11 protein-coding genes are annotated in these 13,945 nt (G+C 71.7%); 9 read left to right on the top strand and 2 right to left on the bottom strand.

Going from position 1 to position 13,945, the window contains the following annotated elements; translation table 11 throughout:
* Positions 1–48: 48 nt before the first annotated feature.
* The 5 genes from AC5L3C_RS01835 (at position 49) to AC5L3C_RS01815 (ending at position 5,500) form a co-directional block, all read left to right on the top strand.
* The gene (locus AC5L3C_RS01835) at positions 49–885 is read left to right on the top strand and encodes an SDR family oxidoreductase (protein ID WP_493646483.1); all 837 of its coding nucleotides are present in this window, start codon (positions 49–51) and stop codon (positions 883–885) included.
* Positions 882–2,963 carry an acetate--CoA ligase family protein gene (locus AC5L3C_RS01830; protein WP_493646482.1) on the top strand — a complete coding sequence of 694 codons (2,082 nt, stop codon included), beginning with the start codon at positions 882–884 and terminating at the stop codon, positions 2,961–2,963. Before AC5L3C_RS01835 ends, AC5L3C_RS01830 begins: the two co-directional genes overlap by 4 nt.
* A gap of 52 nt (positions 2,964–3,015) precedes the next feature.
* On the top strand, positions 3,016–4,197 hold the full coding sequence (locus AC5L3C_RS01825; protein ID WP_493646481.1) for an acyl-CoA dehydrogenase family protein: 1,182 nt from the start codon (positions 3,016–3,018) through the stop codon (positions 4,195–4,197).
* A complete protein-coding gene (locus AC5L3C_RS01820) occupies positions 4,194–4,919 on the top strand; it encodes an enoyl-CoA hydratase/isomerase family protein (RefSeq protein WP_493646480.1) in 726 nt (241 codons plus the stop codon). The genes AC5L3C_RS01825 and AC5L3C_RS01820 overlap by 4 nt, the downstream gene beginning before the upstream one ends.
* A 218-nt stretch (positions 4,920–5,137) precedes the next feature.
* Positions 5,138–5,500: a bifunctional 3-phenylpropionate/cinnamic acid dioxygenase ferredoxin subunit gene (locus AC5L3C_RS01815; protein ID WP_493646479.1), complete on the top strand. Its 363-nt coding sequence runs from the start codon at positions 5,138–5,140 to the stop codon at positions 5,498–5,500.
* Between the two features lie 96 nt (positions 5,501–5,596).
* Here the strand turns inward: AC5L3C_RS01815 and AC5L3C_RS01810 are convergent, their stop codons facing one another.
* A complete protein-coding gene (locus AC5L3C_RS01810) occupies positions 5,597–6,343 on the bottom strand; it encodes an IclR family transcriptional regulator (RefSeq protein WP_493653713.1) in 747 nt (248 codons plus the stop codon).
* 196 nt (positions 6,344–6,539) lie between these two features.
* Between AC5L3C_RS01810 and betA the strand changes: the two genes are divergently transcribed.
* Positions 6,540–8,207, top strand: a complete 1,668-nt coding sequence (gene betA, locus AC5L3C_RS01805; RefSeq protein WP_493646478.1) for a choline dehydrogenase — start codon at positions 6,540–6,542, stop codon at positions 8,205–8,207.
* Positions 8,208–8,273: 66 nt separating this feature from the next.
* Here betA and purU read toward each other — a convergent pair whose 3' ends face one another.
* Complete coding sequence (gene purU, locus AC5L3C_RS01800; protein ID WP_493646477.1) at positions 8,274–9,146, bottom strand: formyltetrahydrofolate deformylase; 873 nt, start codon at positions 9,144–9,146, stop codon at positions 8,274–8,276.
* A gap of 218 nt (positions 9,147–9,364) precedes the next feature.
* Between purU and AC5L3C_RS01795 the strand changes: the two genes are divergently transcribed.
* The 3 genes from AC5L3C_RS01795 to AC5L3C_RS01785 are packed head-to-tail and all read left to right on the top strand — an operon-like array spanning position 9,365 to position 13,943.
* Positions 9,365–10,834, top strand: coding sequence for an aldehyde dehydrogenase family protein (locus AC5L3C_RS01795; RefSeq protein WP_493646476.1), 1,470 nt, complete (start codon positions 9,365–9,367; stop codon positions 10,832–10,834).
* Between the two features lie 20 nt (positions 10,835–10,854).
* Positions 10,855–11,943 (top strand): quaternary amine ABC transporter ATP-binding protein, encoded by a 1,089-nt coding sequence (locus tag AC5L3C_RS01790; RefSeq protein WP_493646475.1) that lies wholly within the window; start codon positions 10,855–10,857, stop codon positions 11,941–11,943.
* Positions 11,943–13,943, top strand: a complete 2,001-nt coding sequence (locus AC5L3C_RS01785) for an ABC transporter permease (protein WP_493646474.1) — start codon at positions 11,943–11,945, stop codon at positions 13,941–13,943. The genes AC5L3C_RS01790 and AC5L3C_RS01785 overlap by 1 nt, the downstream gene beginning before the upstream one ends.
* The last annotated feature ends 2 nt before the right edge of the window (positions 13,944–13,945 follow it).

The raw sequence follows: 13,945 nt of genomic DNA, 5'->3' as shown, positions 1-13,945 counted from the left end.
GGGTCGTGACACTGCTGTGGCCCCGCTGCGGGCACGAAAGAGAGCGCCGTGGAACCGACACCGCTGCGCCCGGACGTACACGACGGCAAGGTCGTGCTCGTCACGGGCGGAGGCACCGGCATCGGCCGGGCCGTCGCCATCGACTTCGCCTCCTGCGGGGGCCGTGTCGTGGTGTGCGGCCGCAGGCCCGAACCCCTGGAGAACACCGCCGCCGAGATCGAGGCCGCCGGCGGCACCTGCCTGCCCGTGCCGGCCGACATCCGTGCCGAGGGCGAGGTCGAGCGGGTCGTCGGCACGGCCCTCGACGCCTTCGGCCGCATCGACGTGCTGGTCAACAACGCGGGCGGCCAGTTCATCGCCCCCGCCGAGGAGATCGGCCCCAAGGGCTGGCGTGCGGTGCACGACCTGGCCGTGGACGCCGGCTGGGCGATGACGCGCGAGGTCGCCGTCCGCTCCATGATCCCGAACCGCTCCGGGACCGTCTTCTTCATGGCGTTCTCCCCGCGCCGGGGCATCCCCGGCATGGTGCACGCCACCGCCGCCCGCGCCGCGCTGGAGAATCTCGCCGCCGGACTGTCGCTGGAGTGGAGCCGCTACGGCATCCGCACCCTGTGCGTGGCCCCGGGGACCATCGCGACGGAAGGGCTCGAAGCCGCGTACGGCGAGGCCGACCGGCGCCGCTGGGAGCAGGCCGTGCCGCTCGGCCGGCTCGGCCGCCCCGAAGAGGTCTCCGACCTGGTGTGCTTCCTCGCCTCGTCCGGCGGCTCGTACATCACCGGAACCACGGTCACCGTCGACGGCGGCGCCGACGCCTGGGGCACCGGAAACCCGGCGCCCGTGCCGGACACCGGGAACGCCCCGCACGGGACGGAGGAGGCCCCGTGACGATCCTGGCCCACGCGACCGCCCCCGCCGCGCGGGACCTGTCCGCGCTCTTCGACCCCTCCTCCGTCGCCGTCATCGGCGCCAGCAGCGACCCCGCCAAGTACGGCAACTGGCTCAGTGTCCAGGCGCTGCGCGGCGAGCACCGCCGCGCCGTCCACCTGGTCAACCGGCGCGGCGAGCCCGTCCTCGGCCGTGCCGTGCACCGGCGGGCCGTCGACGCCCCCGGCGGTGTCGACCTGGCCGTCATCGCCGTGCCCGCCGCCGGCTTCGCCGACGCCGTCGAGGACGCCCTGGCCGCCGGGGCCCGCGCCGTCGTCGGCATCACCGCCGGCTTCGCCGAGCTCGGCGAGGAGGGCAAGGCGCGCGAGGCCGCCTTGGCCCGCCGCATCCGGCAGGCCGGCGCCGTCCTGCTCGGCCCCAACTGCCTGGGGGTCCTCGACAGCACCACCGAACTGTGGCTGGCCTCCAACGACATGCCCGTCGGCGGGATCGGCCTCGTCTCCCAGAGCGGCAACATGGCCCTGGAACTCGGCCGCTTCCTGGCATGCGACCAGCTCGGCTTCTCCCGCTTCGCGTCCCTCGGCAACCAGGCCGACCTCACGGCCGCCGACCTCATCCGCAGCTGCACCGAGCACGACGGCACCGAGCTGATCGCCCTGTACTGCGAGGACTTCGGCGACGGCCGCGCCTTCGCCCACGCCGCCGCCGACGCCGTACGGGCGGGGAAACCGGTCGTGCTGCTGACCGTCGGCGCGGGCCCGGCCTCCATGCGCGGAGCCCGCTCCCACACCGGGGCGCTCACCAGCGACTCCGCCGTGATCGACGCCGCCTGCCGCGCCGCCGGCATCGACCGGGTCGCCACCGTCGCCGAACTCGCCCATCTGCTGGGCGCGCTGCACCGCAACCGGCGCGGAGGCGGCCGCCGTCTGGCCGTCATCGCCGACGGCGGCGGCCACGCCTCCCTCGCCAGCGATGTCGCCGAGGCCCACGGCCTGCGGGTCCCCGAGTTCGACGACCGTCTCGTGGCCGGGCTGAAGGCGGAACTGCCGCCGTCCGCGGGCACCGCCAACCCGGTCGACCTGGCCGGGGCGGGGGAGCAGGACATCACCTCCTTCGGCCGCGTCCTCGACCTCGCGCTCGGCGCCGAATCCGTCGACTCCGTGCTGGTCACCGGCTACTTCGGGGGCTACGGCGGCTACGGTGAGACCCTCGCGGGGGCCGAGGTCGCCACCGCCCGCGTGATGGCCGAGCGGATCCGCCACCACGGCAAGCCCGTCGCGTTCCACACCATGTGCGCCGACACGCCCGCCGCCGCCGAACTGCGCCGCCGGGGCGTCTCGGTCTTCGGTTCCGTGGAACACGCCGCCCAGGTCCTCGGCCGCATCGCGGACCGGGCCGAGCGGACGGCCCCGCACATCCCGGCCGTGCCCGCCCCGGCGGCCCCCCTCACCGACGGCGACTACTGGACCGCACGCGAACTGCTGCGCCACGGCGGACTGGAGTTCCCCGCCGCCCGCCGCGTGCGCACCGAGGACGAGGCCGCCGCGGCCGCGGCGGCGATCGGCGGGCCCGTCGTCCTCAAGGCCATGGGCCTGCTGCACAAGTCCGACGCCGGAGGCGTCGCCCTCGGCCTCACCGACGAGGCGTCTGTCCGCGCCGCGCACGCCGACATGACCCGCCGCCTCGCACCGCCCGGCTACTGCGTCGAGGCCATGGCCGACCTGCGCGACGGCGTCGAACTCATCGTCGGGGTACGGCGCGACCCGCGCTTCGGTCCCGTGGCGCTCGTGGGACTCGGCGGCATCTTCACCGAGGTGCTGCACGACGTCCGTCTCGGCCTGGCACCCGTCACCGCCGCCGAGGCCCGCGCCCTGCTGGACCGCCTCACCGCCGCGCCGCTGCTGCACGGCGTCCGCGGCCGCCCCGCGGCCGACCTCGCGGCCGCGGCCCGCGCCATCGAAACCGTCACCGCCGTCGCGGCGGCCCACCCGGAGATCGCCGAGCTGGAGGTCAACCCCCTGCTCGTCACCTCCGGCGGCTGTACGGCCCTGGACGCCCGCGTCGTCCTCGGCCCCTGACCGAGCCCACCGCCACGCCTTCGTCCGTCCTCAGACAGGGAGACACATCCGCATGGAATTCGCCTACACCCCGCACCTGGCCGAGCTCAAGGAACGGGCGGCCGCACTCACCGAGAAGATCATGATCCACGAGGACGCGTGCGAGACCGGCAACGGGCTGTCCCCGCAAGCCCACCGGTCCATCCGCGAAGCGGTGCTGGCCAGCGGCCTCCAGGCGATCAACATGCCCGCCGAATGGGGCGGCGCAGGACTGAGCGTGCTGGAGCAGGTCGTCGTCCAGGAGGAGCTCGGCCGGCTCACCAACGCGCTGTGGGACACGGTGTGGCGGCCCGCCAACGCGCTGGCCGCCTGTACCCCCGCGCAGCGCGAGCGCTACCTGGTCCCCGGCATCCTCGGACGACGCCGTGACGCCGTCGCCATCACCGAGGCCGACGCCGGCTCCGATCCGCAGGGCATCACCACCACCGCCACCCCCGACGGCACCGGCTACCGGCTGGACGGCGAGAAGTGGTTCGTCACCGTCGGGGACGCCGCCGACTTCTTCCTCGTTCTCGCCCTCGTGGGCGACGAGCGGGCCCCGACCCTCTTCCTCGTCGACAAGGACCTGCCCGGGGTGCGCCTCAAGCGCGTCCCGCGCTACATGCACACCTTCGTCTACGAGCACCCCGAGTACGTCTTCGAGGGCGTCGAGGTCGGCCGTGACGCCGTCCTGGGCGAGGTCGGCGGCGGCTACGACCTCACCCGGAGCTGGTTCACCGAGGAGCGGCTGATGATCGGCGCCCGTACCGTCGGCGCCGCCGAGCGGGCCCTCGCCCTCGCCACCGAGTGGACCCGCGAGCGCGTCCAGGGCGGGCGGCCGCTGATCGAGCACCAGCTCATCCAGGCCATGCTCGCCGACTCGGCCGTCGACATCGCGGTCAACCGCGCCTTCGTCCACCAGGTCGCCTGGGAGTTCGACCGGGGCGGCGACCGCAAGACCCTGCACGCCAAGGCGGCGATGGCCAAGCTGTCCGCCTCCGAGGCGGCGGGCCGCGTCATCGACCGCGCCGTGCAGATCTTCGGCGGCCGCGGCTACATGCGCGACTACCCGGTCGAGCGGCTCTACCGCGAGCTGCGGGTCGACCGCATCTGGGAGGGCACCTCCGAGATCCAGCGCCTCGTCATCGCCAACGAGATCGGCAAGCGCGGCCTCGGCCTGCTCGACTTCCCCCGGGACAAGGCCGCGGCGGCATGACGGGCGCCGGCACCGTCGGGCTCCGGCGCACCGGGAGCACCGCCGTACTGACCCTGCGCCGCGAGGCCAAGCTCAACGCGCTCTCCACCCGCCTCGAACGCGAACTGCTGCGCGCCCTGGACGACGAGACGGTGACCACCGCGCGGGCCGTGGTCCTCACCGGCGGCGCCACGGTCTTCTCCGCCGGGGCCGACACCGGCGAACTGCGCGAGATGACGCCGGAGGCCATCGCCGCGTACTACCGCGACTCCGGCGCGGTCTACGAGAAGGTGGCCGCGCTGGCGCAGCCCACCGTCGCCGCGATCGCCGGCTACTGCCTGGGCGGCGGACTGGAACTCGCCCTCGCCGCCGACTTCCGCGTCGCGGACCCCACCGCGGCGTTCGGCCTTCCGGAGGTCGGGATCGGCATCCTCCCCAGCTCCGGCGGTACGTACCGGACGACCCGCGCCGTCGGCCCGGCCCGCGCCCGCGAACTGATCCTGCGCGGCCGCCGGCTGACGGCCGAGGAGGCGCTCGGCTGGGGCCTGCTCACCGAGGTCACCGGCGAGGGAGCGCACCTGGAGGCCGCCCTGCGGCTCGCCGGGGAACTGGCCGCGCTGCCCCCGCTGGCGGTCGCCGTCACCAAACGGGTCATCGACACGGCGGCGGACTCCCCGCGCGAGGCGTCCCTGCTCCTGGAGCAACTGGCGTACGCCTCCCTCAACCGGGCGGCCCACCCGTAGGACTCGTTCGCCGGCCGGCACGACGGCACCAACCGTCGGACGGCACGCGCCCGTTCTCCCCTGTTTCCGCAGGTGGAACGGGCGCTTCGGGCTGCCCGCGAAAGGCGCGCCGGACGTGTCCGAACGCGGCTCCGGAACGCCTTGACAAGGCTTCAGAGCGGCCTCCACACTGACGTTGCGCTCATCGCAATCCGTTTCGCTATACGCACCGAGGTGTGATGATGATTCCCGCGTGCCGACTCGTGGATCTTCCGCGAGGCGAGTCCTTCCGGCTCGACATCGACCCGCCCGTCTCGGTGTTCCACACCGACGACGGCGAGGTGTTCGCCATCGACGACACCTGCACCCACCAGGACGCCTCGCTCGCCGACGGCTGGGTGGAGGACTGCTGGGTGGAGTGCCCGCTCCATGCGTCGAAGTTCAACCTGAAGACCGGCGCGGTCGACGCCCCGCCGGCCCGGCGCCCCGTGCGGACGCATGAAGTCGTCATCGAGGACGGCGTGATCCACGTCCGGCTCTCCACGGACGCCCCCAACCTGCCGCCCTGTGTCACGTCCCGGTTCGCCGGCGCTCCTCAGTGAGGGAGACGGCCGTGGCCAACGCCCGGCCGGCCACGACGTATTGCCCGTTCACCGGCGACTCCGTGCCGCGGTGAACGGGTGTCCGGACCCGGTGGGTCAGCCCAGGTAGCCCATCCGGTGGCTGATCTCCTCGGCGCCCTTGAGCAGCACCGGGGACAGCTCGTGCAGGCGCTCCTCGGAGAGCCGGTAGGAGGGGCCGGAGGCGCTCAGCGCCGCGATGACCTGGCCGTCCCGGTTGCGGATCGGCGCCGCCATGGCGTGCAGGCCGATCTCCAGCTCCTCCAGGGCCCAGGCGTAGCCGCGCTCCCGCGCCTCGGCGAGGTTCTTGTCGAGCTTCGCCTTGGTGGTGATGGTGCGCGGGGTGAATTTCTTCAGGCCGGCCGCGGACAGCGGCGCGGCGCGGTCCTTGGCGGGCAGGTGCGCCAGCAGGATCTTGCCGCTGGACGTCGCGTGCAGGGGGGTCAGCTGGCCGACCCAGTTCTGCGCGGTGACCGCTCCGGGGCCGCGCACCTGGTAGAGGTTGACCGCGTAGTGCTCCTGCATCACGGCGATGTTGACGGTCTCGCCGAGTTCCTCGGCCAGGGTCTCGCAGACCGGGCGTCCCTGCTGTGTAATGTCTATGCGGCCCGTCACCGCGCCGGCGAGGCGTACGATGCCGAAACCGAGCCGGTACTTGCCGCGCTCGCCCGCCTGCTCCACCAGACCGCGCGCCTCCAGCGCGCCGAGCAGGCGGAACGCGGTGGACTTGTGAACGTCGATCTCGGCCGCCACCTCGCTGACCCCCGCCTCGCCGCGCTGGGCCAGGATCTCGAGGACGGTGATGGCCCGGTCGACCGACTGCACGCCGCCGGCCGACGATTGAGACGTTTCACCCGCATGGTTGCTCATGGCGCAACTATACCCACACTGAACAACGCTACTGCAAGGTCTACGTCCTGGTAGTGATCTTCACAGGTTGCGTAGCATGCAACCTAGTGCGTATAGCGATACTCGTACTAGCATGTGCCGCGTATCTACGGCGCGAGCGAGACGAGGGACCATGGCTTTCCCGCACTACGACTTCGTCATCGTCGGCGGCGGTTCGGCCGGCAGCGCACTGGCGAACAGACTCTCCGCGGACCCGGCGAACAAGGTCCTGGTCCTGGAGGCCGGCCGCTCCGACTATCCGTGGGATGTCTTCATCCACATGCCCGCGGCCCTGACGTACCCGATCGGCAGCCGCTTCTACGACTGGAAGTACGAGTCCGAGCCCGAGCCGCACATGGGCGGCCGGCGCGTCTACCACGCGCGCGGCAAGGTGCTGGGCGGCTCCAGCAGCATCAACGGCATGATCTTCCAGCGCGGCAACCCCATGGACTACGAACGCTGGGCCGCCGACCCCGGCATGGAGCGCTGGGACTACGCGCACTGTCTGCCCTACTTCCGGCGCATGGAGAACTGCCTGGCGGCCGGCCCGGACGACGAGTTCCGCGGCCACGACGGCCCCCTCGTCCTGGAGCGCGGCCCGGCCACCAACCCCCTGTTCAAGGCCTTCCTGAAGGCCACCGAGGAGGCGGGCTACGCCCCCACCGACGACGTCAACGGCTACCGGCAGGAGGGCTTCGCCAAGTTCGACCGCAACGTCCACCGCGGCCGCCGGCTGTCGGCCTCCCGGGCCTACCTCAAGCCCGCGATGAAGCGCCCCAACCTCACCGTCACGACCCGCGCCCTGGTCACCCGCGTCCTGTTCGAGGGCAAGAAGGCCGTCGGCGTCGAGTACCGGCGCGGCAGGGGCGCCCTGCGGCAGGTGCGCGCCAAGGAGGTCATCCTGTGCGGCGGCGCGATCAACTCCCCGCAGCTGCTGCAGCTTTCCGGCGTGGGCAACGCCGGGGAACTGCGCGCCCTCGGCATCGACGTCGTCCAGGACCTGCCCGGCGTCGGCGAGAACCTCCAGGACCACCTGGAGGTGTACATCCAGTACGCCTGCAAGCAGCCCGTCTCCATGCAGCCGTACCTGGCGAAGTGGCGGGCCCCCTTCATCGGTCTGCAATGGCTGCTGCGCAGGGGCCCGGCGGCGACCAACCACTTCGAGGCCGGCGGCTTCGCCCGCAGCAACGACGAGGTGGACTACCCCAACCTGATGTTCCACTTCCTGCCCGTCGCGGTCCGCTACGACGGCTCCGTGCCCGCCGGCGGCCACGGCTACCAGGTCCATGTCGGACCCATGTACTCCGACGCGGTCGGCTCGGTGAAGATCAGGAGCAGGGACCCGCGCGAACACCCCGCGCTGCGGTTCAACTACCTCTCCACCGCGCAGGACCGCCGCGAGTGGGTCGAGGCGATCCGGGTCGCGCGCAGGATCCTCAACCAGCCCGCGCTCGCCCCCTACAACGACGGCGAGGTCTCGCCCGGCCCGTCCGTGGCCACGGACGAGGAGATCCTCGACTGGGTCGCCAAGGACGGCGAGACCGCCCTGCACCCCTCCTGCACCTGCAGGATGGGGACCGACGAGAAGTCCGTCGTCGACCCGGACAGCATGCGCGTGCACGGCGTGGAGGGCCTGCGGGTGGTCGACGCGTCGGTGATGCCGTACATCACCAACGGCAACATCTACGCACCGGTGATGATGGTCGCCGAGAAGGCCGCTGACCTGATCCTCGGCAAGGAGCCGCTGCCCGCGTCGAAGGCCGCGTACTACCGCCTGCGTGATGCCGGGAGCCAGAAGTAGGGCCGCGCCGCTCGTGGCGGTGGGCGGGCCCGAAAACCGCGGCCCGCCCACCGATGCCGTACCGCCTCAGCGGAAGACCACTGTACGGTTGCCGTCCATCAGGACGCGGCCCTCGCTGTGCCACTTCACGGCGTGCGCGAGCACCTGCGCCTCCACGTCCCGGCCGACCGTGACCAGTTCACCCGGGTCGAGCGAGTGGTCCACGCGGACCACGTCCTGCTCGATGATCTGCCCCTCGTCCAGGTCGGGCGTCACATAGTGCGCGGTCGCGCCCACGAGCTTCACCCCACGGGCGTGGGCCTGGTCGTAGGGGCGCGCGCCCTTGAAGCTCGGCAGGAAGGAGTGGTGGATGTTGATGGCACGGCCCTCGAGCTGCTTGCACAGGTCGTCCGAGAGGATCTGCATGTAGCGGGCCAGCACCACCAGGTCGACCTCCAGCTCCCGCACCAGCTCCAGCAGGCGCGCCTCGGCCGCGGCCTTGGTGCCGGCGGTCACCGGGATGTGGTGGAACGGGATGCCGTAGGTCTCGGCCAGACCCTCGAACTCGCGGTGGTTGGAGACGATCGCGGGGATCTCGATGGCGAGGGAGCCGGTGCGCCTGCGGAAGAGCAGGTCGTTCAGGCAGTGCCCGAACTTCGACACCATGATGAGCGTCCGGGTCGGGGTGGAGGCGTCCCACAGCCGCCAGGTGATCCGGTACGCCTCGGCGAGGGGGCCGAACCGGTCCCGCAGCTGCTCCAGACGCACGTCCGGATCGGCGACGTCGAAGTGGACCCGCATGAAGAAGCGGCCCTGGAGCCGGTCGTCGAACTGCTGGCTCTCCAGGATGTTGCCCGAGTTGCGGACCAGGAAGCCGCTCACGGCATGGACCAGGCCCGCGCTGTCGGGACACGAGATCGTGAGGACGTACTCACGGCCGGGGTGCGGTCGAGGGGACATGCGCGACCTCCGTTGGTTCGTATTGCGCAACGTAGTGAGTGATGCGCAACATGGTTCCGGTCGACGGGACCCTCGGTCAAGGGAGAAGGGCCGGTCGGCCCCTTGCGAAAACAGCGCCGCCGACCCCTTGACGCGGTTCTGCGCGTTCGCCAAGGTGTTCCACCACAAGCAAATGAATGCGCTATACGCAACAATAGTTACGTCGGAAGGCTGGGCGCGTGGCAGACCTGTATGTGGGCGGAGAATGGCGGGAGCCGGCCGTTCCGCGCCGCCGGGAGATCCGGTGCCCCGCCGACGGCACGCTCTCCGCGACCGTCTCGGAGGGGACCCGCGCGGACACCGAAGCGGCGATCGCCGCCGCCCGGCGCGCCTTCGACGCGGGCCCCTGGCCCCGCACACCCGAACGCGAACGCGGCGCCCTGCTGCTGCGCGCCGCCGACCTCATCGAGCGGGACGCCGAGGAATTCGCCCGCGCCGAATCGCTCGACACCGGCAAGCGGCTGGTGGAGAGCGAGTACGACATCGCCGACGTCGTCTCCTGCTTCCGCTGCTACGGCGGGATCGCCGGAACGGACGCCGGGCACGTGGTCGACACCGGACGCGACGACGCCGTCAGCCGCGTCGAGTACGCGCCGGTCGGCGTGTGCGGCCTGATCACCCCCTGGAACTACCCCCTCCTTCAAGCCAGTTGGAAAGTCGCCCCGGCGCTCCTCGCGGGCAACACCATCGTCCTGAAGCCCAGTGAGCTGACCCCGTCCACCTCGATCCTGCTGATGCGGGCGCTGGCGGAGGCCGGGCTGCCGGCCGGCGCCGCCAACCTCGTCCTGGGCACCGGACCCGAGGTGGGCGCACCGCTGGCCGAGCACCCCGCGGTCGACATGGTCTCCTTCACCGGCGGCCTGGAGACCGGGAAGCGGATCATGGCCACCGCCGCCGCCACCGTGAAGAAGGTGGCGCTGGAACTCGGCGGCAAGAACCCCAATGTCGTCTTCGCCGACGCCGACTTCGAAACGGCCGTCGACTTCGCCCTCACCGCCGTCTTCCTGCACTCCGGGCAGGTCTGCTCGGCCGGCGCCCGGCTGATCGTCGAGGACCGCCTGCACGACCGCTTCGTCGACGAGATCGTCCGCCGGGCCGGGCGGATCCGCCTGGGCGGCCCCTTCGACCCCGGGGCCGGGACCGGCCCCCTGATCTCCGCCGGGCACCGGGACAAGGTCGAGGCGTACGTCGCCGCGGGGATCGCCGAGGGTGCCGTACTGCGCTGCGGCGGCACCCGGTCCACCGACCCGGCACTGGCCGGCGGCCACTACTTCCCGCCCACCGTTCTCGACGCGTGCACGCAGGACATGAGCGTGGTGCACGAGGAGTCGTTCGGGCCGGTACTCACCGTGGAGCGCTTCACCGACGAGGACGACGCCGTCCGCATCGCCAACGACACCGAGTACGGACTCGCGGGCGCCGTCTGGACGCAGGACGCGGGCAAGGCCCAGCGGGTCGCCCGCAGGCTGCGGCACGGGACCGTGTGGATCAACGACTACCACCCCTATGTGCCGCAGGCGGAATGGGGTGGCTTCGGGCACTCGGGCGTGGGCCGGGAGCTGGGGCGGGCCGGCCTGGACGAGTACCGAGAGCCCAAGCACGTCTGGCAGAACATCCATCCCCGGCCGCAGCACTGGTTCCGCGGCTGAACGCCGAAAAGAGATCGATCGTGACCCCAGTACAGACCGAGGCGGCGCCGCGGCGCGACACGCCCCAGGACGCGGACGGCATGCCGGTCATATCCGTGCGCAATCTGTGGAAGGTGTTCGGGCCGAAGGCGGAACAGGTCCCTCAATCCGCGGAGTTGTGCGCACTGAGCCGCCGCGAGCTCATGGACCGCACCGGATGCACCGCCGCCGTCCGGGAGGTGGACTTCGACGTGTCCCCGGGCGAGGTGTTCGTCGTCATGGGCCTGTCCGGCTCCGGCAAGTCCACGCTGGTGCGCTGCCTGACCCGGCTGATCGAACCCACCTCCGGCGAAATCGTCTTCGAGGGGCAGGACATCCGCCAGGCCGACGACAAGCGGCTGCGCGAGCTGCGCCGGAACAAGTTCTCCATGGTCTTCCAGCACTTCGGACTGCTGCCCCACCGGCGCGTCGTCGAGAACGTGGGCTTCGGCCTGGAGATCCGCGGCATGGGCAAGGCCGAACGCACCAGGCGGGCGCTGGAGGTGGTGGAGCTGGTCGGCCTGTCCGGCTACGAGAACTCCTACCCCGACCAGCTGTCCGGCGGTATGCAGCAACGCGTCGGCCTGGCCCGCGCGCTGGCCGGCGACCCGGACGTGCTCTTCTTCGACGAGCCGTTCTCGGCGCTCGACCCGCTGATCCGCCGGGACATGCAGAGCGAGGTCATCCGGCTGCACCACGAGGTCGGCAAGACCATGGTGTTCATCACCCACGACCTCTCCGAGGCCCTCAAGCTGGGCGACCGCATCCTGATCATGCGCGACGGCAGGATGGTCCAGTGCGGCACCGGCGACGCACTGGTGGGCGCGCCGGCCGACGACTACGTCCGCGACTTCGTGAAGGACGTGCCGCGCGGCGACGTCCTCACCCTGCGCTGGATCATGCGCCCCAAGGCCGACGGCGACGACCTGGACGGCCCCGAACTGGGCCCGGACGTCGTCGTGCGCGAGGCCACCCGGGCCGTCCTGGCCGCCGACAAGCCGGTCAAGGTCGTCGAGGACGGCAAGCTGCTCGGCGTCGTCGGCGACGAGGAGGTCCTCGCGGTGGTCGCCGGGCGGGAAAGGGGTGCGTGATGACCGTCACCACGGAGAAACCGGAGCACCTCCCGGCCGTGGAGCGGCCCGCTCCCGCCAAAGGCACGCGCGAGGTCGGCCGCACCCAGGTCGTGGCCGCGGTCCTCGCCCTGTGGCTGGTGCTGTTCGCCCTGTTGAAAGGCAGACAGACCCTGTCCCTGGCGGCGGCCGACCTCACCGAACTGCACGGGTGGTTCAACGACGTCAACGACTCGGTCGGCGCGAGCCGCAACTCCAACCCGCTCTTCCTCTACGTCTTCAACGAGATCCGGCTGGTCATCGACAACCTGGTGACCTTCGTCCAGCATCTGATCTCCCAGCCCTCCGCCGGCCGCCCCGTCCCGCAGATCGGCTGGCTCGGCGTCGTCGGCATCGCCGGCTATGTGTCCTGGGCCGTGGGCAACTGGCGGGTCGCCCTGCTGACCGTGGCCGGATTCACCTTCTTCGGGTTGCAGGGTCTGTGGCAGGAGAGCATGGACACCCTGGCCCTGATCCTCTGCGCGATGCTCGTGGCGCTGCTGTTCGCGATCCCGCTGGGGGTGTGGGCGGGGCTGTCCGACCGGTTCAACCGGATCGTGACGCCCCTGCTGGACTTCATGCAGACGATGCCGACCTTCGTCTACCTGGCCCCGCTGACCCTGGTCTTCCTCATCGGACCGGCCTCCGCCGTGATCGCCACGGTGATCTACGCGGCGCCGCCGGCGATCCGCATCACCGCGCACGCCATCCGTTCGGTGCCCGGGACGACCGTGGAGGCGGCCCACTCGATGGGGGCCACCCGGGGCCAGTCGCTGCGCAAGGTCCTGCTGCCGATGTCCAGGCGGACCGTGGTGATGGGCGTCAACCAGTCCATCATGGCGGCCCTGGCCATGGTCACCATCGCGGCCCTGATCGACGCGCCAGGTCTCGGCAAGACCGTCGTCCAGGCCCTTCAGTCGCTCGACGTCGGCACCGCCTTCAACGCGGGCCTCGCCATCGTCGTCATGGCGATCGTGCTGGACCGGGTCACCACCGCGGCCGGCGACCGCGAGAAGAACGCCCGGCGTTCGGACAACCGTTTCCCCGTCCGGCGCCGGCAACTGCTGGGCGCGGGCGCCGTGGTCACGGCGGTTCCGGTGTACCTGTCGCACACCTACCTCTGGGCGGCCGAGTTCCCCGGTGACGGCACCGCCGGCGGCCACATCGCCCGCACGGCCGACACCGTGACGATCTGGGCCCAGGACAACCTGTCGGGCATCACCAACGCCTTCCGCGACGGCATCACCAACGGCCTGCTCAACCCGTTCCAGTCGCTGCTCACCAACTCGCCGTGGTGGCTCGTCGGCGCGGTGCTGATCGCGTTCGGCGTGGTGCTCGGCGGCCTGCGCGCCGGGCTCACCACGGCCGTGTGCGTGGGCCTGCTGTTCGGCACCGGCGTGTGGTCGGACGCCATGGCCACCACGGCGTCCACCCTCGTCGCGACGGTCCTGGTGATGGCCTTCGGCGTCGTCCTCGGCGTGTGGATGGGCCGCAGCATGCCGGTGGACCGCGTGCTGCGGCCCACCCTGGACGCGGCGCAGGTCATGCCGCCGTTCGTCTATCTGGTGCCGTTCCTGGCGCTGTTCGGCGCGACACGCTTCACGGCGATCGTCGCCGCCGTCGTCTACGCGGCACCGGTCGCGATCAAAATCATCGCGGACGGGATCCGGGCGGTGCCCGGGGCCACCGTCGAGGCGGCCGCCTCCGCCGGCTGCAACACCTGGCAGATCATCACCAAGGTCCAGCTGCCGATGTCACGCGGTGCTCTGACGCTCGCCACCAACCAGGGCCTCATCTACGTGCTGTCGATGGTGGTCGTGGGGGGCCTGGTCGGCGCGGGCGGCCTCGGCTACGACGTCGTGGCCGGATTCTCCCAGGGCGAGCTGTACGGCAAGGGACTGGCGGCGGGGCTCGCCATCGTCCTGCTGGGCGTCACGTTCGACCGGATCACTCAGGCGGCGGCTCGCCGCACCGGGGCATAAGG

This window comes from Streptomyces speibonae, from assembly GCF_984686075.1.
This window is presented reverse-complemented; position numbering and strand designations above follow the sequence as displayed.